The organism is Pseudomonas sp. FSL R10-1339 (assembly GCF_009600545.1).
In the GTDB taxonomy this organism is placed as follows: domain Bacteria; phylum Pseudomonadota; class Gammaproteobacteria; order Pseudomonadales; family Pseudomonadaceae; genus Aquipseudomonas; species Aquipseudomonas bubulae.
Genome location: NZ_WIVQ01000013.1, coordinates 21,033 through 41,569, shown reverse-complemented (window position 1 = coordinate 41,569; position 20,537 = coordinate 21,033). Strand labels below are relative to the sequence as shown.

The following is a 20,537-nucleotide window of genomic DNA, read 5'->3' as shown; positions in this document are numbered from 1 at the left end:
GCTCCCACAGTTAAAATTCCCTTCAGACCTAGCAGCTGCCGAGGAACGAGGCTGCGTTCGTCAGCTGCTACAAGCCGTGTGGAGGACAGGATGAAATATCAACCCGGCGGAATTGTCGCCAAAATACCGATGCCGATGGTCAGCACCAAAAAACCGCCCAAAAACCAAGCCATCTTGTTCATGATGTTTCCCCGTCAGTCGTTCGTCATAAAACAGGCGCAGAACAGCTGCCGACCACACACACGTGCTGCTGTGTAGTCGCGTCCTCGTCTGTCTCGGAAGGTTGGAGGAAATTTTGCGCCGCAAACTGCACACATAACAGGTGCAGATAACGCGAAAAAATACGGATCAGATGCCCGGCAGCACAAAATGCCCAGGCTCAACGCTGTGTTGGTACTCGGCAACAACCGCCTGACTCAGGTTGACCACCGCCTCATTCAGCTCCAGCCCCGCCCCCGTGCGCCAACTGGCGTATACCGCAAAGCCCGGTGCAGTCTCGATCGGCAACGCAATCATGGCCCCGCTCTGCAATTCGCGACTGACCAGTACCGGCGGCAGGGCACCGATGCCAAAGCCGTCCGCCACCAGTTTGATAATCGCCGCCACCGAGTTGATGCAACTGATGCGTGGCGCGGCAATATCGTGCTGGTGTAGAAAATTGAGCATGTCCTGATGCGGCCGCGACAAGCGTGAAAAGGTCAGCAAGCGCTCCTCGCAAAGATCCGCCAGGTCACGGTAGCTGCGGTTCAGAGCTGCGTCCCTGGCCACAATCCAACTCAACGGGTAACTGGCCAGTTGTACATTGCGCACGCCGTCGGCACGCAATAAATCCGTCTGAAAAATCAGGTCCAGCTGACCTTTAAGCAATTGTTCATTAAGGTTCAGCGCCGTATCGGCGGTCAGTTCAACCTCTACCTGGGGGTAGTCGCGGCTCAGCGCACTGATCAGATCGCTCAGCCAGCTATGGATAACCGTGTCCATCACGCCGATGCGCAGGCGCCCGGCAAACCTGTCCGCCTGCCCCAGCGATTGCAGAAGGCGTTGCTGGGTGGCCAGCATTTCTTCGGCGTAACCCAGCACCTGATGGCCTTCACGGGTGAGGTTGACACCACGGGAATCGCGCTGGAACAACTGCACGCCAAGCTCGGTTTCGAGGACTGAAATACGGCTCGAAATGGCTGCCTGGGTACTGGATAACTTTTCGGCGGTCAGCCGAAAACTGCCAAGGCGCGCTACCCAGACGAATGTCAGAAGAAATCGCATATTCATACAGGACGCCCCACCCAATCAAAACCAGGGCAGCACTGTAAACCCTTGCCGCAGGGACAGGCTAGTCGGCTTAAGTCGGTGATTGATAAAACTTTTCTGTTCGGGGGTGACAACTTTTATTGACTGGACGCACAACCCAAAGCCACCAACCATATCGGGCAATGAGGCCCATAGGGTCTCAACAATAAAAAAACACGCTGAGTCCGGCAGCGTACCGATTTTTCGAAAGTGTGCCTGACCGCTTTCGACTTGCCCTCACCAGCCTGCCCTGGTGCTGCGGCAATCAGCTAAAGGGATTGCCCCCTCATGCAAACCGTCGTAAACCTTTGGCCCTTGATTGGCGTGTTCGTCATCATCATCGGCTTTGTGCTGCGCTTTAACCCACTGTTGGTGGTCAGCGCGGCGGCTATCGTCACCGGCCTTGCTGCCAACTTCCCGCTGGAAAAAATCATCAGTGAAATGGGTGAAGGCTTCCTGCAAACCCGCGCCCTGCAATTGATTCTGCTGCTGCCCCTGGCCGTGATCGGCTTGCTGGAGCGTCACGGCCTGCGTCTGCACGCGCAAAACTGGATCGCCAGCTTCCAGCGCGCAACGGTCGGCCGGTTGCTGATTATGTACCTGTTCGTGCGTGAGACCACCGCTGCTGTAGGCCTGACCAGTCTGGGCGGGCATCCGCAAATGGTCCGCCCGCTGCTGGCCCCGATGGCCGAGGGCGCAGCCGAGAACAAGTACGGCAAGCTGCCTGCTCCTGTGCGGCAGAAAGTCCTGGCCATGTGTGCCGCCACCGACAACATCGGCTTGTTTTTTGGTGAAGACGTGTTTGTGGCCTTCGGCGCAATCGCACTGATGCACACCTTCCTGCTGGGTTCGGGGCTTGATGTCGAGCCGCTGCACATCGCTTTCTGGGGAATTCCGACGGCGATTTGCGCCTTTATCGTGCATGCCCTGCGCCTGTATCGCTTTGACCTGATGCTGGAGCGCAGCATGGCCGAAGTTGCCCGGGAAGAAGTTGACGCAGCTCAGGAGCTGGCACGATGATTATTTCTATTGAGTACTTCTACTGGCTGGCGGGAGTGCTGCTGCTGATCACCGCGGGCATGATCCTGACAGACCGCACCCACCCCAAACGCTGGACCAGTGGCCTGTTCTGGGCGTTGTTCGCCATGGTGTTCCTGATTGGCGATCGCCTTTCGCCGTTCGTGGTAGGTATTGGCGTGCTGGTCATGGCCGGCATTGCCGGCATTGGCGGTGTTGGCCGAGGCACCCACGCCGAGTTGCATGTCAAGGCTGCACGGGCCAGTGCTGGCCGTCTGGGGCACAAGCTGTTTATCCCGGCCCTGTCGATTCCGCTGGTGACCGTGATCGGTTCGATCCTGCTGAAAAACACCCAGATCGGTGGCGTACCGCTGCTTGACCCGAAAAACACCACGTTCGTGTCCCTGGGCATCGGCTGCATGGTGGCCCTGGTTCTGGCCTGCATCCTGACCCGTGATACGCCGCTGCAAGGCCTGCGTGAATCGCGCCGCCTGACCGAAGCCCTGGGCTGGACCATGGTGCTGCCGCAAATGCTGGCCATGCTTGGCCTGCTGTTCAATGACGCCGGGGTCGGTACCGCCGTTGCTCATGTCACCACCGCCTATATCAACATGGACTATCGCCTGGTAGCGGTGATGGTCTATGTGCTGGGCATGGCGCTGTTCACGGTCATCATGGGCAACGGTTTTGCTGCATTCCCGGTCATGACCGGCGGGGTCGGCGTGCCGGTACTGGTCGGCATCTACGATGCCAACCCGGCTGTCATGGCGGCAATCGGCATGTTTTCCGGCTACTGCGGCACGCTGATGACGCCAATGGCAGCCAACTTCAATATCGTGCCCGTGGCCCTGCTGGAGCTGCCTGACAAATACGCCGTGATCAAGGCTCAAATGCCCACCGCTCTGATGATGCTGGTGGTCAATATCGTGCTTCTTTACGTACTGATGTGAGAACACCATGCGCACTGTACTGCTGACCGGTTTCGAACCGTTCGACCAAGACACCGTCAACCCGTCCTGGGAGGCCGTACGCCTTCTGGACGGCACCTTGCAGGACGATACGCAGATCATCGCCCGTCAGTTGCCCTGTACGTTTGCCGGAGCGCCCGAGCGACTGAGCCAACTTCTGCAGGAGTTCACCCCGACGCTGGTGATCGCCGTCGGGCTTGGCCCCGGTCGCACGGACATCTGCATCGAGCGGGTAGCGATCAATATCAACGACGCCCGCATCCCTGACAACCTTGGCTATCAGCCGATCGATACACCCGTGGTGGCGCAAGGGCCAGCGGCGTATTTCAGTACCTTGCCGCTCAAGGCAATGGTGCGGGCGATCAGGGCCGGCGGGATTCCCGCGTCGGTTTCCCATACGGCGGGCACCTTTGTCTGCAATCAGGTGTTCTATTGCCTACAGCATGCATTGGCCGGGACCGGCGTACGCGGTGGTTTTATCCACGTCCCGCCTCTGCCGCAACAGGCGGTGGTGGCTGGTGGCCCGTCCATGGCACTGGCCACCCAGGTGGAAGGGTTGCGCATCGCCGTAATCACGGCCCTGAATACCGAAGATGATGTACTTGAAGGTGGTGGCCAGGTCAGCTGATAACGCGTTGGAAACCGGGCACGATTGGTAGTCGCTGCCTGACCAACACGGCTATCGGCCTAATGACCGACAACCGCCGCCCCCGCCTGCCGGTGCCCTTGCGGGAAACCATGGGCACGGGCACTGAACACGATCCCCAGCCCGACCAGCAACAACACCAGCAACACCCAGGGGAAGACGTTCACCCCGAATTGATCGAGCAATATGCCACCGGTCAATGCCCCCGCGGCAATGGCGCTGTTCCACACCACCACGTTCATCGACAACGCAACATCGGCGCCCTCGCCTGCCGCATCGGCCAGAGCAGTTTGCAGCAGGGTGGCGGCACCGCCGAAGGACAACCCCCAAACAAAAATCCCTGCATATACGACAGCCACCGACTGCGAGAAGAAACCGAACAGCAGCGAAATCGCAGCAAATGTCGCCAGGCAAGCCATGACTGCCTTGCGCAGATGCCGGTCTACCAGTCGCCCGGTCAGCCAGATTCCCAGCAGCGCCGCCAATCCGAAGACCAGCAACACAATATCGACCTTATCGGCAAGGCCCGCCGATGCCACGAAAGGCGCGATATAGGTGTAGAGCATGTTGTGCGCCAGCATCCAGGTCAGTACCACGGCAAGCACGGAGCGCACTCCCGGTGTCAGCAGCACCTGTCGCAAGCCGATACGTTGCGAAGCAGACTGCCCTGGGTAATCAGGCACCTTGAGCACTACCCAGGCCATCAGCACCAGGGTCAAGGCCGACATCAGGCCAAATGCCGTACGCCACCCTACCAGCGCACCCAGCCAGGTGCCCAATGGCACACCCAGTGACAGGGCAATCGGCGTGCCCACCATCGCCACCGCCATGGCCCGGCCCTGCAACTGCGGGGCAACCATGCGCCGCGCATAACCTGCCAGCAGGCTCCAGGCCAACCCGGCTGATGCGCCGGCAAAAAAACGTGCAATCAGGGTCACGCCGTACTGAGACGACCACGCGGTAATCGAATTGAACAGCAGAAACCCGACAATCGTCAGCAGCAGTACGTTGCGACGCCGCCAGCCCTGGGTCGCGATGGTCAACGGGATGGCCGCCAGCAGGGAGCCCAGCGCGTAGACCGTAACCATCTGCCCCGCCAGCGCCGATGACACTTGCAGGCCGCTGCTGATTTGCGGCAACAGGCCTGCGGGTAAGGTCTCGGTAACAATGCAAATAAAACCGGTCATGGCCAGCGCCAGCAGCGCGCCCATGGGTAATCGCTCAGTGGTGTTTTGCTCTTTGCCCATGGATGCCCTGCTCCTGCTAGTTATGTATCGATAGGTACAAATGTAGGGCGACGGGAAATATTGGTCAATGACTTTTGTATCGACTAGTATTTATATCTCGCTACGAAGGAGACTCAAATGGCACAGATGGGACGCCCGCGCACATTTGATCGGGACGCGGCAATCACCCAGGCCATGCACCTGTTCTGGGAGCACGGTTATGACTCGACATCGCTGAGCCAGCTCAAGGCCAATATGGGCTCAGGCATTTCCGCGCCCAGCTTTTACGCGGCTTTCGGCTCCAAGGAGGCGCTGTTCAAAGAGGTCATGACGCGCTACCTGAACAGCCACGGCAGGGTCACCGAAAGCCTGTTCGACACTCACCTGCCCCCACGCGAAGCGATCGAGCGAACGTTGCGCAGCTCCGCCAAAATGCAATGTGAGCCGGGTCACCCACGGGGTTGTCTGGTCGCTCTGGGGCTGATGAGTGCCAGTTCAGCTCAAGCGGTGGCGATAAGCGCACCTCTGGCCGAAGCGAGGGCGCGTAACCGGGCCGGGTTTATGGCTTGTGTCGAGCGCGCCATCCGCGAGGGTGAGCTTGCCGCCCAGACTGATCCGCGAACGCTGGCCACGGTGTTCGAGAGTTTTCTGCTGGGCCTGACCACCCTGGCCCGGGATGGTGTAGCCCATGCCGTACTGGACGCTGCGATCACCCAGGTGATGAGCACTTGGGATGCCGCGCGCGCCTGAGGGATGAGCGCTGGTTATCGGCCAATCAATATTCGTCATTGGGCAGTGCCCCCGACAAAACCTACAGTGGTCGCCTGAAAGAGCCCTTATGGCTCGCTATCGGGATAACTGCGGTGCAACTTATAACGACAATAGGCGGCGAAAACGCTGCCACTGCCTGTACTTGGGTGGCAATCCCCTGTAGCCGCTGACGAGCGCAGCGAGGCTGCTAGCGGCCCCTGCCTGTTCAAGGCCCTTCGGGCCTTGCCGCAGCCTCGCTGCGCTCGTCAGCGGCGACATGATTCGTCTCGCAACAGCGCGTCTCTGCCTTCCCACCTAAAGGAAATCCCTATGTTCCCCATCACCGGCCAGAACTTTATTGGCGGTCAGCGCAGCGGCGCCGGCACCGTTCACCTGTACAGCGTGGATGCCAGTACTGGCGAGGCATTGCCATACGCGTTTGTGCAGGCCACCGAAACCGAAGTGGATGCCGCTGTCAGCGCGGCCAATACCGCCTTCCCGGCCTTTCGCAGTTTGCCGGCCACACGCCGGGCCGAGTTTCTGGAAGCTATCGCCGAAGAAATAGACGCGCTGGGTGACGACTTTGTTGCCATCGTCTGTCGCGAAACCGCCCTGCCTGCCGCCCGGATCCAGGGCGAGCGGGGACGCACCAGCGGGCAGATGCGTCTGTTCGCCAACGTACTGCGGCGCGGCGATTTTTATGGCGCACGCATCGATCAGGCGCTACCGGACCGTCAGCCCCTGCCGCGCGCAGATCTGCGTCAATGCCGCATCGGCGTAGGCCCGGTGGCCGTGTTTGGCGCCAGCAACTTCCCGCTGGCGTTCTCCACCGCTGGCGGTGATACCGCTTCGGCACTGGCCGCAGGTTGCCCGGTGGTGTTCAAGGCACACAGCGGGCATATGGCAACTGCTGAGCAAGTTGCCCTGGCCATAGTGCGCGCTGCCGAGCGCACCGACATGCCCGCCGGTGTATTCAATATGATCTTCGGCGCGGGTGTGGGCGCAGCACTGGTCAAGCACCCGGCCATTCAGGCCGTCGGCTTTACCGGTTCGTTGTCCGGTGGCCGTGCCCTGTGCGATATGGCCGCCGCCAGACCCCAGCCAATCCCGGTGTTTGCCGAGATGTCGAGCATCAACCCGGTGCTGGTATTACCCCAGGCACTGCTCAAGCGTGGCGAGCAGATCGCACAGGAGCTGGGCAGTTCGGTGATGCTTGGCGCCGGGCAGTTCTGTACCAGTCCCGGTCTGGTACTGGGTATCCGCTCCCCTGAATTCAGCGCCTTTGTCGCCGCGCTTGGCCAGTTCTTCAGTGCTCAACCGGCGCAAACACTGCTCAACGCCGGGGGCCTGGCCAGTTACAGCAAAGGCATCCAGCGTCTGGCCCAGGTCGATGGCATCCGCCACCTTGCCGGTGCGCCGCAACAGGGCAACCAGGCCAGCCCGCAGTTGTTCCAGGCCAGTGCCAGCCTGTTGATCGGTGGTGCCGAGGTGTTGCAGGAGGAAGTCTTCGGGCCAACCACCCTGGTGGTCGAGGTCGCGGACAAGGCGCAGTTGCTGCAAGCGCTGCACAGCCTGCATGGGCAGCTGACAGCTACGCTGATTGCTGAACCTGGCGACCTTGAAGCCTTCGCCGAGGTGGTGCCCGTGCTGGAGCACAAGGCCGGGCGCCTGCTGCTCAATGGCTACCCTACCGGTGTCGAGGTGTGTGACGCGATGGTGCATGGCGGGCCTTACCCGGCGACGTCAGATGCCCGTGGCACCTCGGTCGGCACCCTGGCCATCGACCGTTTCCTGCGCCCGGTGTGCTACCAGAACTACCCTGACAGCCTGCTGCCGGATGCGCTGAAAAACGCCAACCCGCTGGGTATCGAGCGTCTGGTCAACGGCAGCCACAGCCGCAATCCGCTGGGTCACTGATCGGCGGCGTAAATCACGGTCTGGGCGCTATGCCCCGCTGCATGCCTGAGGGTGAAGTAGGTGTCGCCCTCTTCGGTCAGGATCTCGTAGCCCGCCTTGCTGGCTACGCGATTGTTGACGCTGACATGCTTGATGATCTTCAGCACCCGCTGGAACTTCACTGTCTGGGTGCCGTTCTGTGCGGGCCCGGTGAGCACATTGACGCTTTGAAACCAGCCCTGGTTCTTTTTGTTGGCGACCAGGGTACTGCTCAGCGCTTCAAAGCGTTCAAGGCGGGTAAAGCCCCATAGCGTCTGCTCTTCTACCGGTTTGCCCAACGCGCCGGCACCGGTAAACACAAACAGATTGATGGCCGGATTGTCCTCGCAAAAAAAGTCATAAGGCACCAGGCCATCGACCATTTTCTTGCCGGCAACGAACCCTTTTTTATGCACCAGAAACATGCCCAACTCCGCTCGATATTGAGCGGTAAAGTCTACGGGGGCATGGCGTACAGGGCCGTCAAGGCAATGTAATTTCGTGTAAAGATCCCCGGCGATCCCGTAGTATCTACAGGAACACTGCAACTGTGGGAGCGAGCCTGCTCGCGAAGGTCGTTCGCGAGCAGGCTCGCTCCCACAATAGGGCTTGACCTGCAACAGAGTATCTACAGCGGCAAGGTAATTGTCACACTCAAGCCGCCGCTCGCAAGGTTGCTCGCCTTGATGCTGCCGCCGTGCATTTCCACCGCCCTTGAAGCAATCGCCAGACCCAGGCCAAAACCGCTACCCGTCTCACTGACACCCCGCTCAAACGGGTCGAAAATCCGCTGCAACCGCGATTCTTCAACACCCGGACCCTGATCGCTGATCCGTACTGTCAGGCAGTGGCCCGCCGGGCTGGCTTCAGCCATTACCAGCACCGTGCTGTCGGCACGGGTATGGCGCACTGCATTGCGGATCACGTTCTCAAAGCAGCGATACAACAACTCGCCACTGACCCGGCTGACAAAGGACGGGCACCCTTCCAGGATCACCCGACAACCCTTGATGCCCGCTTCGAACTGCGCGTCTTCGACTATCAAGTGCAACAACTCGATGATGTCCACCGGCTCGCGTGCGATGCTCTCGGGCCGCCCCTGCACCCGGGCCAGGGTCAGCAGGGCTTCGATCAGGGTGTCCATGCGCTGCGATTCGCGCTCGATGCGTTCGACCATATCGGCGCGGGACGGGTTTTGATGCAACAACCCGATGGCGGCCTGCATGCGTGTCAGGGGCGAACGCAATTCATGGGAGATGTCATGCAACAAGTGTTGCTGGGCATCAACCAGCAGCTTGAGTTGGTTGGCCATACGGTCGCAGTCTTCGGCCAGGTCGACAATTTCATCACGCCGCGCGCCCATAAACGGCTTTACCCGGGTTTCGAATCGCCCTTGGGCCACATCGCTCATCGCCCGACGCAAATAGGCCAACGGCCAGGCCAGGTAAAACGCCATAAAGCTGCTGAACAGCGCGCTCATCACGGTGCCGATAAGCAATGGCATCAGCCCCGGTCCGCCCTCCCCACCACCGCCATTGCCGGGCACCCGCGTCGACCTGAGCGACAGCGTGAGGCCTTCCTTGCTGATCACCGTGCGCTCGAACGCCGGGCGCACAATCGGCAACCCGGCCAGCAGTTGCCCGCCACTGTCATACACCGCAATGGCCTCGTCATCGGGGTGGTGCCATACCTGCAGCAACTGCTTGCCAGCCTCGACACCGAACTGGCGCAGCAACTGTTCCTCGCTTTCAAGAATGGTATCCAGATGCGGATTGCCAGGGCCCTGGCGACTCAAGGTAATAATGCCGATACCGACAAAAAACGTCAGGCTGGTAGCCAGCCAGAAGGCCAGGAACAGTTTCCAGAACAGCCGGCTGGGTTTCATCATTCCGCGATCAACAGATAGCCGAGCCCACGCACGCTCTGAATCCACGCCTTGGCGTCAGGCCGCGGGCCGAGCTTCTGGCGGATGCTGCTGATATGGACGTCGATACGCCGGTCATAGCGGGTCAACGGGCAGCCCAGGGCATTGAGCGACAAGTCCTGCTTGCTCACCACTTGCCCGGCACTGCGGGCCAGCTCTTCGAGCAGGCTGAACTCGGTGCTGGTTACCCCCAGCTCCCGCCCCTGCCACAGCGCCTGGCGCTTGCCGGGCCACAACACCAGCGGGCCGGTCTTGATCACCTCGGTGGTGGCCTGCTCCGCCGGCTGCACCCGGCGCATGATGGCGCGCAAACGCGCCACCAGCTCCCCCGGCGAGCTGGGTTTGGGCACATAGTCATCGGCACCCAGCTCCAGGCCGGTGATGCGGTCGATGTTGTCGCCACGGGCAGTGAGCAACACCACCGGCACCTGACTGCGCGCGCGAATGCGCCGCAGCACTTCGATCCCCGACAGTCGCGGCAGCATCACATCCAGCACCACAATGCTGTATTGCCCGGACAGCGCCTGCACCTCGCCCTCCTCGCCGGTATGCACCGCAGTCGCTTCAAAGCCTTCGCGCTCCAGATACTCACTGAGCAAACCGGTCAGTTCCTGGTCATCGTCGACGAGCAATACACGGATCATGGCGAACTCTTGAAGGGGGGATCTGCCCATTATCGTCCTTGCGGCCCGCAGCGTCATTGCATGCAGCCAACCTTTACCTAACTTGACACTCGGTTAACCGCACCATACGCCCCGAACTTTTATGCTGGACCTCCACCAGCCTGCTTGTGCTGTTTGTCGATGTGTCCTGGATAAATGATCTACATGAATTTTGCGCGCCTGCTCTGCTCGGTTGCACTGCTGCTCAATGCCTCACTGGCCCACGCCCAGGGCTTCAAGATTGCCGATATCCGTATCAACGGCCTGCAGCGGGTGTCCGCCGGCAGCGTGTTCGGTGCCCTGCCCTTGAACGTTGGCGAACAGGTCGATGACCAGCAACTGGTGGAATCCACGCGCGCACTGTTCAAGACCGGATTCTTTCAAGATATTCAGCTGGGCCGCGACGGCGACGTCCTGGTGATCACCGTAGTCGAGCGGCCGTCCATTGCCAATATCGACATCGAGGGCAACAAGGCGATCTCCACCGATGACCTGATGAAAGGCCTCAAGCAATCGGGGCTGGCCGAAGGCGAAGTGTTCCAGCGCGCCACGCTCGAAGGTGTACGCAATGAGCTGCTGCGTCAGTACGTAGCCCAGGGGCGTTACTCGGCCGCGGTGGACGCCGAGGTGGTGGCCCAGCCGCGCAACCGCGTCGGCCTCAAGATCAGGATCGACGAAGGCGAAGTGGCCGCGATCAAGCACATCAATGTGGTGGGCAATACCGTCTTCGACCAGGCCGAGCTGGACGATCAGTTCACCCTCAAGACCAGCAACTGGCTGTCGTTCTTCAAGAATGATGACAAGTATGCCCGGGAAAAGCTGTCCGGTGATCTGGAGCGTTTGCGCTCGTACTACATGGACCGCGGCTATATCAATATGGAAATCGTGTCGACCCAGGTGTCGATCAGCCCGGACAAAAAGCAGGTCTTCATTACCGTCAATATCAGCGAAGGCGCCAAATACACCGTGCGCGACATTACGTTGCGCGGTGACCTTAAAGTACCCGAAGATCAGATCCACGCCTTGCTGCTGGTACAAAAGGGCCAGGTATTTTCGCGCAAGCTGATGACCTCCACCTCGGACCTGATCACCCGCCGCCTGGGCAACGAAGGCTATACCTTTGCCAACGTCAACGCGGTGCCGGTCCCGAGCAAGGACGGCAACACGGTAGATATCGAATTCGTGGTCGACCCGGGCAAGCGCGCCTATGCCAACCGCATCAACTTTCGCGGCAATACCAAGACCGAAGACCAGGTCTTGCGCCGAGAGATGCGCCAGATGGAAGGCGGCTGGGCTTCGACCTACCTGATCGACCAGTCCAAAACGCGGCTTGAGCGCCTGGGTTACTTCAAGGAAGTCAACGTCGAGACCCCGGCGGTGGCGGGAGTCGACGATCAGGTTGACGTCAATTACAGCGTTGAAGAGCAGTCTTCCGGCTCGATCACTGCCAGCGTCGGCTTTGCCCAGAGTGCCGGCCTGATTCTTGGTGGTTCGATCACCCAGAACAACTTTCTGGGCACGGGCAACTCCGCCAGCCTGGGCCTGACCCGCTCCGAGTACCAGAGCAAATACAACATCGGTTTTACCGATCCGTACTTCACCAAGGATGGCGTCAGCCTTGGCTACAACGCGTTCTTCAACAAGACCGACTACAACGATTACTACGACGATGGCGTGTCGTACTACTCGATCAACAGTTATGGCGCCGGTGCCACCCTGGGCTACCCGATCAATGAAACCTCACGGATCAGTTTCGGCCTCACCGCGCAGCATGACAGCATCGAGCCCGGCACCTACAGTGCCGACGAGATCTATGATTTTATCGACCGCGAAGGCAAGGAATTTACCAATTTCAAGGCCAACCTGGGCTGGTCGGAATCGACCCTGAACAAGGGCATCCTGGCTACCAGCGGATATGCGCAAAACCTTAACCTGATGGTCACGGTGCCCGGCAGCGACCTGAGCTTCTACAAGATCGACTACACCGGCCAGACCTTCCTGCCCGTCAGTGCATCCACCTCACTGCGCTTTCACACCAAGCTGGGCTACGGCAACGGCTATGGCTCCACCGATGGCCTGCCATTCTATGAAAACTACACTGCGGGCGGTGAAGGCACGGTGCGCGGTTTTGAAAGCGGCACCCTGGGCCCGCGCAACACCCCGGCCACCGGCACCTATAGCAGCGCCGGGCAGGCGTACTACTCCGACCGCGACACCGAGGCGCTAGGCGGCAATATCATGATCACCGGCGGGGTCGAGTACCTGTTCCCGATGCCCTTTATCAAGGACAACAAATCCCTGCGCACCTCGCTGTTCTGGGATGTGGGCAGCGTGTACTCGGACAAATGCTACCTGAGCACCACCACCGGCTGTGACGGCGTGGACCTCAGCCAGATGGCCAGTTCCGTAGGGGTGGGCGTGACCTGGTACAGCCCGATGGGCCCGCTGAGCGTCAACCTCGCGCTGCCCATCCGCAAACCGGATGATGCAGAAACACAGGTGTTCCAGTTCTCCATGGGGCAGACGTTTTAAAAGCACGACAGGTGATCGCACGGGCTTGAGCCACTGGTCATCTGGCGATCAGGCGCGCTTGATAGATGTACCATTTTAGGTACACTCAAGTTCATGACTGGAATCCCTCCCATCCTGACGGTTGCATTTTTTCGCACCGAAGCCGGTAACGAACCCGTTCGCGAATGGTTAATCGGCCTTGGGCGCGAGCAAAGACGACTGATAGGCACCGATATTAAGACCGTGCAACTTGGCTGGCCGATTGGCATGCCGGTTGTTCGCAAACTGGAGCCAAAACTGTGGGAAGTTCGCTCTGATCTGGATGGCGTCATTGCCCGTATAATCTTTACGGTAATCGGCTCACAGATGATCCTGCTTCACGGATTTATCAAGAAAAGTCAGAAAGCCCCGGCGGTGGATCTGCAAACCGCCAGGCAGCGCCATGCAAAACTACGAGGTACAGCGCATGAATAACCATATCGGCTCCGACTTTGACGACTTTCTCTCGGAACAAGGCCTTGCAGAAGAGGTTTCGGCCGCCGCACTCAAACGCGTTATTGCCTGGCAGATAACCCAGGCCATGAAAGAGCAGCACGTCAGCAAAAAAAACCTGGCCGACCGCATGCATACCAGCCGCACGGCGGTGGATCGGGCGCTCGACCAGAATGACCCAGGCATGACCCTGGCCACCCTGGCCAGCGCCGCACGGGCATTAGGCCAACGCGTAGAAATTCGTCTGGTTCCGGAGCACACAGCCGAACAGGGTTAACCCCTTACGCCCCTTCAAACTTGAAGGCCGGAGTGGCCTTGAAGCGGCTTGAAACCTCCCCGGAGTAAATGGTGCTTTGGTCCGGGCCCAGATCCAGTTTTTTGACCGCGCCTGTAGCCCTGGTGAAATCGATCTTGTTCAAGTCCACCCAGAAGGTGTTTGGTGTAATGGCCGACTCGAAAAAGTACAGCCCCTGCTTGTGGTCGATTACCGAGCGCCAGCGCGTCGAGGAAATATTCGGCTCGCCGGGAGTGGTGATGCCATACGGCACTGAAACGTTGCGGATCACGCTGAATACACTGGCCAGCGACAAGCGCGAGTCCTGGTTTTTCGGCACCGCATTGACGTAAAACGAGGCCCGGGCAAAACGGTCCGCCGAGCGATTGGTACCCGGTAGCATTACCGTCCCGCCGATGGATTGCCAGTAGGCGTTCATGGCCAGTTGGGCATCGAACGCCGGGGAGTTGGTCATGACCTGATAGCTGCGATCATGGTGGATCACCTGCTTGCCATCGATAAACTCAATGATGGCGCTGTCACCCGATGCATCGGACATTGAAAGATGCAAGGTCGCCAGGCGACTTTCACCCGGCACATTGGCGGTAACCACGGTAAAGGGTTCAGTCTTGAGCACCGCCACCGCTTCGGCAACGCTGCTGAAATTGTCCAGTACATACTGGGCCCAGGCGGCAATGCTCAGCCCCGGTTTACCCTGATTGACCGGCGGGTACTCGGACTCGACCAGCCACAGCAGGTTAGCCGACAGCCCCGCTTCGTTGACGCCGTCGGTGGTGGAAATGTCATAGCCGCTGGCAATCACGCTGCCGTACTTTGATGTCCACTTCAGCGACCCCGGCCCTACTTCACCTGTGCGCTGCATGCCCTGGGGGAAGATCCACAGGTTGGTGGCCACGTCGGTTTTCCAGTCCATCGAACGCGCCGTAATCACCCTGTCGTTGTCCCCCAGATACACCAGGCGGGTACAGGCAGTAGCCACCGGCAGCGCCAGCATAAAGCCCGCCATGGCCAGCGTCAGGTTGCGGGTGTGTTTGAGCAGTTGCATTCCCTTGTCTCCTCGGTACTTGTCAGAAGCGCATGGACAGGCCCAGTACCGGGCCGCGCTGGGTCACGTCGTACTTGAACTTGTTGCCGGTAAAGTCGGTGGTGCGGTAATTTTGCGCCAGAACCCGATAGCCGACGCGGATGATCGTGGGGTGATCGGCCAGGTACATGCGATAACCCAGGTAGCCCTGGGCGTTCCAGGTTTTCTTTGAGGAGGTATCCAGCCCGCCGGTGTCGGTTTCACCGGACAGGGTCCAGCGGTCGGTCAGGTCAGCCTGCATGCGCAGCCCTACGAACGGGTCGGTCCACTCGGTTTTTTTCTTGGTGCTGAACCCCAGCGAGTCAATGTCCAGCTTGGTTGACAGCTTGGTCCAGCGCACACCGATCGTAGGTTCGACACGCCAGGTGCGCGGCTCGCCAAAAATCGTTTGACCACCCAACTCATACTCATAGGCCCGGTAATAGGTGCCGACAGCCAGGGTGCTCTGGGTGATCGCCAGGCCCACCTTGCGCCCGTACACCCGTTCGGACTGATCGGTTTTAGCGTGGACGCCGTCGATATAAAAACCCAGTGTGCGATTGGTCAATTCCAGATTGCCCATAAATACCGTGCTCAGGTTTTCCCAGACATCCGCAAACGGAACATCAACCTTGGTATTGACCCCGCCAAGCGCCGCCTGCCCGCTCATGGAGGGCGCCCAGACAAAGGGGCTGGCCAGCAATAACCATTGTGAGTCCGCAGGCTGATCAGCATGTGCCACCTGCACGAACAGCAACAGCGGCAAAGCCGTTGCAGCTCTATTGAACCTTGTATTTTTCATCGCCCTGACTGACCAGCATCTGATTTGATCATTAGGTATAGCAGCTCTCACCTGAAAACCTGCTGTCAGGAGTAGGCATTGTTGCGATCAAAAACTCTTGTATGGGTTTTTACATAAACCAGCGATATTCCCGGGCACTGATTTCCTGCATAAAGGCCAGATGATCCTGGCGCTTGTTCTCGCAGTACACATCGACAAATTCGCCGCCCAGCCCTTCACGCAGCTGCGGCTGGTGCTGCATGGCGCGCACGGCCTCAAGCATGTCCAGCGGGAAGGCGATGCCGCTGCTGCGGTCTTCGTTCAGGGGCAGGATCGGCTCCTTGCCCGCTTCCAGCCCGTGTTCGAGCCCCACCAGAATCGCCGCCAATACCAGATACGGATTGGCATCAGCGCCCGCAAGGCGATACTCGACCCGCAGGTTTTTACTGTCCGATTCCGGGATACGCAAGCACGCATCGCGATCCTCATACCCCCAACTGGCCTGGGTGGCGATATTGGTCGTACCGCCCAGGCGGCGAAAAGCATTGTGGTTAGGTGCAAATATCGGCATGCACGCCGGCAGTAATTCCAGGCAACCGCCGATAGCGTGGCGCAAGGGCTGCTGCTGGTTGGCCGCCAGCAAGTTGTTGCCGCCCGCGTCGTACAGACTGACATGCACATGCATGCCGCTGCCCGGGTGCTCCAGGTAGGGTTTGGCCATAAAGCTGGCGCGATAGCCATGCTTGAGCGCCACCCCGCGGGTGCTGCGACAGAACAGCGCCGCCCAGTCCGCGGCACGCAAACCGTCATCGAGGTGAGCGAAATTGATTTCGAACTGCCCCGGACCCAGCTCGGCCGTAATCACGGTGGCATCAATCCCTTGGGCCTGGGCCGCATCGACCATGTCATCCAGCACCGGGGCAAAGCGCGACAACCGCTCGATATGCATAGTGGGCTGATCGTCGGCATCATCGCTCAAGTGATCACGGGGGAACTGCGGCAAGCCATCGCGCAGCTTCTTGTCGAACAGGTAGAACTCCAGCTCGAACGCCACCACCGGGCGAATGCCTTTGCGCGCCAGCCGGGCCAGCACCCGGGCCAGGACTTCGCGGGGCTCGAAGACGATCGGCTGTTCAGTGCCGTCAGAAGTGATCAGCATCTGGCCCAGGGGCTTGTCTTCCCAGGTCACCGGCTTGAGCGTGCCCGGTACCAGACGCCGCACGGCATCCGGGTCGCCGTCGTTGAAACAATAGTCGCCTATCTTGAACAATCCGCCCTGCACCCCTAGCAACACACAGTTCTGCGGCAGTTTCAGGACGCTGCCGGCCGCGACTTTTTCCAGCATGTCGATGGGGTAACGCTTGCCGTAGAAATGCCCGGGGATATCCAGGGAGATCAGGTCGACATAACGCACCTCGGGGTTGCGCTGACGAAACGCACGCACTTCGGCCAGCAGATCAGAGCAGGCAGCATCCATCTTCAAGGTTCCTTTGTTGTTATCAGGTGTAAACCCACAGCACGCGGGCAAGCTGCTGTGTCAGGTTGGCGTAGCGACAGCGCGTATGGCTGTCGAACTGGAAACTGTCACCGGCATTGAGGGTGGCAGGCTCAGCGTCGTCGCCCAGCCACAGGGTCAATTGCCCTTCAATGACATAGCCGCCCTGCTCCGAGCTGTCGGTCATAAGCCGTTCGCCGCTGCTGGCGCCCGCTTCCAGCAGGCTTTCGAGCATGGAGAACGACGCACGGATTTGTGGCGAGACCAGGATATCGGTGATGCCGTTGCCCAGGTACAGCGTGCGTCGCTCGTCCGGGCGGGTCACCCAGGGCAACTGCTTGGGCTTGGGCAAACTGTAGAAATAGGTGGTGGGCACACCCAGGGTTTCACTGATGGCCGTCAGGTCGGCCACCGTGGGCTGGGACAGGCCGCGCTCGACCTGGGACAAAAAACCCACGGAGCGGCCAATTTTATCGGCCAGTTCCTTGAGCGTGTACTTCTTGTGCTTGCGCAGGTCGTGGATAAGGATGGCCAGGGCGGCCATCTCTTCTTGCTTGTTCATCCCGGGCCGCCATGAAATTTAAATCATTTATTTTCATGAAAAAATACAGATTAAATTTCATAAACGCAAGGTGCCTCCGTACAGGGGAGTTTTGTTCAATACGCTTGGGTCCGCGCCCCATAACCTCAGGGCTCAACCTTGGAGCGGAGAACAATAACGATGAGCGTGCTGATTTCAATGGCGGCGTTCGCCCTGGCAGCCTCCATCTCACCGGGGCCGGTGAATGTGGTGGCCCTGAGTTCGGGTATGCAGTTCGGCCTGGGGCCCAGTCTGCGCCATGTGCTGGGGGCCACCGTCGGTTTTGTGGTGTTGCTGCTGTTTACCGGTTTTGGCCTGCATGAAGTGCTCAAGCAGTGGCCGATCCTCACCGACCTGATCCGCTGGGCCGGCATGGCATTTTTGTTGTACCTGGCCTGGAAACTGGCGATGGATAACGGCCGCATCGAGTTTGGCGGGGACGCCCGGCAGCCATCGTTTTTTACCGGCGCCGCCATGCAATGGCTCAACCCCAAAGCCTGGCTGGCGGCGGTTGCAGGTATGGGCGCGTTTGTTTCGGGGGGCGAAGCCACGCTGATCTGGGCATTTGCACTGATCTACTTTGTAGTCTGCTACCTGTCAGTGGCTTGCTGGGCCTACACCGGCGCCTTTCTGAGCCGTTACCTGCACAGCACCCGGCGCATCCGCCTGTTCAATCGCGGCATGGCGGCCATGCTGGTGGGCTGCGCGGTGTCCTTGCTGTGGTTTTAGCCCTTGTACTGTCCGGGCGTGGCCGCGAGGTGTTTTTTGAACACCCGCTGGAAATGCGCCTGATCGGCAAAACCGGTTTGCTGGGCGATATCGGCGATCAACGCCCCTTCGCGCAGTTGCGCCTGGGCATGTTGAATGCGCCGATTGATCAGATAGGCGTGGGGCGTCATATGGTAACGCTGCTCGAAGGCACGGATCAGGTAAGCCTCCGACAGGCTGGCGGCGGCACAGATATCCTGCAGGCGAATGGTGTGCAGGAAACGCTCGTCGATAAATTTGGCGGCGCGCTCCACCCGTGCATTGGCGCTCTTGCGAAGCACCAGCGGGCCGCCCAGTTCCTGTTGCATCGCTGAAAAGAACTTGACCGCCGACTCGTGCTTGGCCAGCCCCTCGAGGTGCGGGTCGACCAGCTGCGCATACAGGGCGGTCAGGCCATTGAACAACCCCGGCGAGCGGGTGTGGGTGGCCGCCAGGGGCTGGTACACCCCGCTGGCCTGATCGTCAAAGGCCTGTTGAATGCCTGCCAGCCACTGCGCATCGACATACAGCATCACATAGGACCATGGCTGGTCGTCCAGCGGATTACAGGCGTGGACATCTCCCGGGTTCATCAACACCACCGTGCCGGCGCTGATACCGTGACTGGTTTTCTCATGCAGGTAAGTGCAGCAGCCGGAGGTGATGGCGCCGATGGAGAAAATCTCGTGGGAGTGTCGGGCATAGCAGACCTTACGGCCATCGTCGATGGAGCGCGCTTCGATAATGGGCAACTGCGCGTCCCGCCAGAACCGGGGTGTAGCGCAGTGTGTTGACGGGCTTGCGGGCATGGTAGCGTGACCGTGATGGGCAGGTGTCTGATCACCAGACTAGCACCTTGGCTGACCGTCCGTAGCAACTGCCGCAGGAACGAGGCTGCGTTCGGTTGCGAAGCGACCGTTAACCCTGCGAGTCGGGTTTACCTGGCACACCGCAGTGCCTGATTTTGCGGCGACTGCGTCGCCGGACGCAGCCTCGTTCCTGCGGCAGCTGCTACGGGTTACAGTTTTATTGGCTCGCTGTAAGGCGTCTGCAAATCACGCTCGGGGATTTCCCAGATCACCAGTTTTGGCGGTGTCTGTTTGAAGGCAGGATTGCTGAAGTAGCCATTGGCACCACCGGAGAACTCGCCACCGTCCTTGGCAAAATCGCCAATCGGCGCACCCAGGGCCTGCTGCAAAAAACCGGCAAAGTTGGAGTTGCGCGAGAACGATGTGCCGATCAAGGCAACGTTGGGCAGGTTGTCATCGCCAAACAGATCATCCAGGTTGTCAGCATCGCTTTGGGATAAATCGGCTTTCTCACTGAACCGGCTGGCCGCCACCGATTCTACTGCGGGTTGCAACCCCACTGGCAACCATTCAAGACCGGCCAGCCGCACCAGATCTCCCGGGCGACGCGCCGGGTCTTGCCTGGCAATTTCATAAAGCTTGTGCGGCGTGGCGCTGATCCCCATTGCCTGTACCTGCACGGCAATGGCCCTGGCTGCCGCCGAGGCCCCGGCTTCACTCCAGTGGGTATCAGTGCGCAGATAGGCATCGCTGCCCACAGACTGAAGAACTGGCGCGAGATCAACAGCGCTCACCCCTGCCTTGTTCAATCCCTCAACCCAGGCTTCGGCGCGATGTTGCAACTGCACCGGGCGGCGTAAATCACAGAGTTGCGCACTGGCAATCCGGCTCTTGTCCGGCACCACGGCCACCAGCAAGCGGATACCACGCCCGGCTAACTGCTGCTGGATTTGACGCACCGCTGCTGCCTTGGTTTGAGCATTAACCTGAGCATGACGATTGATGCGCATTTCATCGGTCAAGAACAGCCAGCCCGTACAGCCCGGACGCACCCGCGCGCCGGTGTCGTGGAACAGCAACCAGCTGGCGCCACGCTCCAGATCGGCCGCCTTTTGTGCAACGCCGGACTCGGACAACTGCTTGGCAATTCTGTGGGTCACCTCGCCATGCAGCACCGCATCACGGCTCAGGTCGGGGGCAAGCATCTGTATTTTGCCGCTGGCAAACAACCACAGGGACGAGGCAAAGCTCGCCGCCAGAAACAGCACAAACACCGCACCGCCAAATCTGCTCACACGGGCAGTGAATTCAGTGGCTACAGCCGGTTTGGGCGATGACGAGGACATGGG

Annotated in this window: 21 protein-coding genes; 10 read left to right on the top strand and 11 right to left on the bottom strand. The window is 59.9% G+C overall.

Going from position 1 to position 20,537, the window contains the following annotated elements; translation table 11 throughout:
* Window positions 1–90: 90 nt before the first annotated feature.
* On the top strand, window positions 91–258 hold the full coding sequence (locus tag GHO03_RS06670) for a hypothetical protein (protein ID WP_153328097.1): 168 nt from the start codon (window positions 91–93) through the stop codon (window positions 256–258).
* A 90-nt stretch (window positions 259–348) separates the two neighbouring features.
* Here the strand turns inward: GHO03_RS06670 and GHO03_RS06665 are convergent, their stop codons facing one another.
* On the bottom strand, window positions 349–1,269 hold the full coding sequence (locus GHO03_RS06665) for a LysR family transcriptional regulator (protein WP_095002345.1): 921 nt from the start codon (window positions 1,267–1,269) through the stop codon (window positions 349–351).
* A gap of 306 nt (window positions 1,270–1,575) precedes the next feature.
* Here GHO03_RS06665 and GHO03_RS06660 point away from each other — a divergent pair, with 306 nt between their 5' ends.
* Genes GHO03_RS06660 through pcp form a run of 3 tightly spaced genes read left to right on the top strand, consistent with a single transcriptional unit; the run spans window position 1,576 to window position 3,900 of the window.
* Complete coding sequence (locus GHO03_RS06660) at window positions 1,576–2,307, top strand: DUF969 domain-containing protein (protein WP_095002344.1); 732 nt, start codon at window positions 1,576–1,578, stop codon at window positions 2,305–2,307.
* Window positions 2,304–3,254, top strand: a complete 951-nt coding sequence (locus GHO03_RS06655) for a DUF979 domain-containing protein (protein WP_095002343.1) — start codon at window positions 2,304–2,306, stop codon at window positions 3,252–3,254. The genes GHO03_RS06660 and GHO03_RS06655 overlap by 4 nt, the downstream gene beginning before the upstream one ends.
* A gap of 7 nt (window positions 3,255–3,261) precedes the next feature.
* Window positions 3,262–3,900 (top strand): pyroglutamyl-peptidase I, encoded by a 639-nt coding sequence (pcp, locus tag GHO03_RS06650; protein WP_153379937.1) that lies wholly within the window; start codon window positions 3,262–3,264, stop codon window positions 3,898–3,900.
* A gap of 59 nt (window positions 3,901–3,959) precedes the next feature.
* Here pcp and GHO03_RS06645 read toward each other — a convergent pair whose 3' ends face one another.
* Complete coding sequence (locus tag GHO03_RS06645; protein WP_095002341.1) at window positions 3,960–5,165, bottom strand: MFS transporter; 1,206 nt, start codon at window positions 5,163–5,165, stop codon at window positions 3,960–3,962.
* 117 nt (window positions 5,166–5,282) lie between these two features.
* On the opposite strand from GHO03_RS06645, the gene GHO03_RS06640 reads away from it, so the two are divergent.
* Entirely contained in the window at window positions 5,283–5,894 is a 612-nt protein-coding gene (locus tag GHO03_RS06640; protein ID WP_095039165.1) for a TetR/AcrR family transcriptional regulator, read from the top strand.
* Between the two features lie 330 nt (window positions 5,895–6,224).
* Complete coding sequence (locus GHO03_RS06635; protein WP_095024263.1) at window positions 6,225–7,811, top strand: aldehyde dehydrogenase (NADP(+)); 1,587 nt, start codon at window positions 6,225–6,227, stop codon at window positions 7,809–7,811.
* On the opposite strand, the gene GHO03_RS06630 is transcribed toward GHO03_RS06635, so the two are convergent.
* From GHO03_RS06630 to GHO03_RS06620, 3 genes are all read right to left on the bottom strand, one after another.
* Window positions 7,805–8,254: a hypothetical protein gene (locus GHO03_RS06630; RefSeq protein WP_095002338.1), complete on the bottom strand. Its 450-nt coding sequence runs from the start codon at window positions 8,252–8,254 to the stop codon at window positions 7,805–7,807. The two genes, GHO03_RS06635 and GHO03_RS06630, sit on opposite strands and share 7 nt — an antisense overlap.
* Before the next feature lie 203 nt (window positions 8,255–8,457).
* A complete protein-coding gene (locus tag GHO03_RS06625) occupies window positions 8,458–9,717 on the bottom strand; it encodes an ATP-binding protein (protein ID WP_095031858.1) in 1,260 nt (419 codons plus the stop codon).
* Window positions 9,714–10,397 carry a response regulator transcription factor gene (locus GHO03_RS06620; protein ID WP_133144673.1) on the bottom strand — a complete coding sequence of 228 codons (684 nt, stop codon included), beginning with the start codon at window positions 10,395–10,397 and terminating at the stop codon, window positions 9,714–9,716. Before GHO03_RS06620 ends, GHO03_RS06625 begins: the two co-directional genes overlap by 4 nt.
* 183 nt (window positions 10,398–10,580) lie before the next feature.
* On the opposite strand from GHO03_RS06620, the gene bamA reads away from it, so the two are divergent.
* The 3 genes from bamA (at window position 10,581) to GHO03_RS06605 (ending at window position 13,695) form a co-directional block, all read left to right on the top strand.
* Window positions 10,581–12,947: an outer membrane protein assembly factor BamA gene (gene bamA, locus GHO03_RS06615; protein WP_153379933.1), complete on the top strand. Its 2,367-nt coding sequence runs from the start codon at window positions 10,581–10,583 to the stop codon at window positions 12,945–12,947.
* 93 nt (window positions 12,948–13,040) lie between these two features.
* Window positions 13,041–13,400 carry a type II toxin-antitoxin system RelE/ParE family toxin gene (locus tag GHO03_RS06610; protein ID WP_095002334.1) on the top strand — a complete coding sequence of 120 codons (360 nt, stop codon included), beginning with the start codon at window positions 13,041–13,043 and terminating at the stop codon, window positions 13,398–13,400.
* A complete protein-coding gene (locus GHO03_RS06605) occupies window positions 13,393–13,695 on the top strand; it encodes an XRE family transcriptional regulator (protein WP_165484571.1) in 303 nt (100 codons plus the stop codon). Before GHO03_RS06610 ends, GHO03_RS06605 begins: the two co-directional genes overlap by 8 nt.
* Before the next feature lie 4 nt (window positions 13,696–13,699).
* Here GHO03_RS06605 and GHO03_RS06600 read toward each other — a convergent pair whose 3' ends face one another.
* The 4 genes from GHO03_RS06600 to GHO03_RS06585 all read right to left on the bottom strand — a co-directional run bounded on the left by GHO03_RS06600 (window position 13,700) and on the right by GHO03_RS06585 (window position 17,614).
* Window positions 13,700–14,758 carry a linear amide C-N hydrolase gene (locus GHO03_RS06600; protein ID WP_095039170.1) on the bottom strand — a complete coding sequence of 353 codons (1,059 nt, stop codon included), beginning with the start codon at window positions 14,756–14,758 and terminating at the stop codon, window positions 13,700–13,702.
* Between the two features lie 22 nt (window positions 14,759–14,780).
* Complete coding sequence (locus GHO03_RS06595) at window positions 14,781–15,542, bottom strand: hypothetical protein (RefSeq protein ID WP_095002331.1); 762 nt, start codon at window positions 15,540–15,542, stop codon at window positions 14,781–14,783.
* A 145-nt stretch (window positions 15,543–15,687) separates the two neighbouring features.
* Window positions 15,688–17,034: a glutamine synthetase family protein gene (locus GHO03_RS06590; protein WP_095002330.1), complete on the bottom strand. Its 1,347-nt coding sequence runs from the start codon at window positions 17,032–17,034 to the stop codon at window positions 15,688–15,690.
* Window positions 17,035–17,056: 22 nt separating this feature from the next.
* Window positions 17,057–17,614: a helix-turn-helix domain-containing protein gene (locus tag GHO03_RS06585; RefSeq protein ID WP_095002329.1), complete on the bottom strand. Its 558-nt coding sequence runs from the start codon at window positions 17,612–17,614 to the stop codon at window positions 17,057–17,059.
* Window positions 17,615–17,773: 159 nt separating this feature from the next.
* Here GHO03_RS06585 and GHO03_RS06580 point away from each other — a divergent pair, with 159 nt between their 5' ends.
* Window positions 17,774–18,361 carry a LysE family translocator gene (locus GHO03_RS06580; protein ID WP_095026980.1) on the top strand — a complete coding sequence of 196 codons (588 nt, stop codon included), beginning with the start codon at window positions 17,774–17,776 and terminating at the stop codon, window positions 18,359–18,361.
* Here GHO03_RS06580 and GHO03_RS06575 read toward each other — a convergent pair.
* Together GHO03_RS06575 and GHO03_RS06570 are read right to left on the bottom strand one after the other, a co-directional pair.
* Window positions 18,358–19,188 carry an AraC family transcriptional regulator gene (locus tag GHO03_RS06575; RefSeq protein ID WP_153379928.1) on the bottom strand — a complete coding sequence of 277 codons (831 nt, stop codon included), beginning with the start codon at window positions 19,186–19,188 and terminating at the stop codon, window positions 18,358–18,360. The two genes, GHO03_RS06580 and GHO03_RS06575, sit on opposite strands and share 4 nt — an antisense overlap.
* Before the next feature lie 209 nt (window positions 19,189–19,397).
* The gene (locus GHO03_RS06570; RefSeq protein ID WP_133144371.1) at window positions 19,398–20,534 is read right to left on the bottom strand and encodes a cell division protein FtsQ; all 1,137 of its coding nucleotides are present in this window, start codon (window positions 20,532–20,534) and stop codon (window positions 19,398–19,400) included.
* Window positions 20,535–20,537 lie beyond the last annotated feature (3 nt).

Bases quoted from the DNA above. Each gene is read 5' to 3' on its own strand.
- GHO03_RS06610 (WP_095002334.1), top strand. From the start codon at position 13,041: ATGACTGGAATCCCTCCCATCCTGACGGTTGCATTTTTTCGCACCGAA.
- GHO03_RS06645 (WP_095002341.1), bottom strand. From the start codon at position 5,165: ATGGGCAAAGAGCAAAACACCACTGAGCGATTACCCATGGGCGCGCTG.
- pcp (WP_153379937.1), top strand. From the start codon at position 3,262: ATGCGCACTGTACTGCTGACCGGTTTCGAACCGTTCGACCAAGACACC.
- GHO03_RS06575 (WP_153379928.1), bottom strand. From the start codon at position 19,188: ATGCCCGCAAGCCCGTCAACACACTGCGCTACACCCCGGTTCTGGCGG.
- GHO03_RS06630 (WP_095002338.1), bottom strand. From the start codon at position 8,254: ATGTTTCTGGTGCATAAAAAAGGGTTCGTTGCCGGCAAGAAAATGGTC.
- bamA (WP_153379933.1), top strand. From the start codon at position 10,581: ATGAATTTTGCGCGCCTGCTCTGCTCGGTTGCACTGCTGCTCAATGCC.
- GHO03_RS06580 (WP_095026980.1), top strand. From the start codon at position 17,774: ATGAGCGTGCTGATTTCAATGGCGGCGTTCGCCCTGGCAGCCTCCATC.
- GHO03_RS06640 (WP_095039165.1), top strand. From the start codon at position 5,283: ATGGCACAGATGGGACGCCCGCGCACATTTGATCGGGACGCGGCAATC.
- GHO03_RS06585 (WP_095002329.1), bottom strand. From the start codon at position 17,614: ATGAACAAGCAAGAAGAGATGGCCGCCCTGGCCATCCTTATCCACGAC.
- GHO03_RS06660 (WP_095002344.1), top strand. From the start codon at position 1,576: ATGCAAACCGTCGTAAACCTTTGGCCCTTGATTGGCGTGTTCGTCATC.
- GHO03_RS06570 (WP_133144371.1), bottom strand. From the start codon at position 20,534: ATGTCCTCGTCATCGCCCAAACCGGCTGTAGCCACTGAATTCACTGCC.
- GHO03_RS06590 (WP_095002330.1), bottom strand. From the start codon at position 17,034: ATGGATGCTGCCTGCTCTGATCTGCTGGCCGAAGTGCGTGCGTTTCGT.
- GHO03_RS06605 (WP_165484571.1), top strand. From the start codon at position 13,393: ATGAATAACCATATCGGCTCCGACTTTGACGACTTTCTCTCGGAACAA.
- GHO03_RS06670 (WP_153328097.1), top strand. From the start codon at position 91: ATGAAATATCAACCCGGCGGAATTGTCGCCAAAATACCGATGCCGATG.
- GHO03_RS06635 (WP_095024263.1), top strand. From the start codon at position 6,225: ATGTTCCCCATCACCGGCCAGAACTTTATTGGCGGTCAGCGCAGCGGC.
- GHO03_RS06600 (WP_095039170.1), bottom strand. From the start codon at position 14,758: ATGCAACTGCTCAAACACACCCGCAACCTGACGCTGGCCATGGCGGGC.
- GHO03_RS06625 (WP_095031858.1), bottom strand. From the start codon at position 9,717: ATGATGAAACCCAGCCGGCTGTTCTGGAAACTGTTCCTGGCCTTCTGG.
- GHO03_RS06620 (WP_133144673.1), bottom strand. From the start codon at position 10,397: ATGATCCGTGTATTGCTCGTCGACGATGACCAGGAACTGACCGGTTTG.
- GHO03_RS06665 (WP_095002345.1), bottom strand. From the start codon at position 1,269: ATGAATATGCGATTTCTTCTGACATTCGTCTGGGTAGCGCGCCTTGGC.
- GHO03_RS06655 (WP_095002343.1), top strand. From the start codon at position 2,304: ATGATTATTTCTATTGAGTACTTCTACTGGCTGGCGGGAGTGCTGCTG.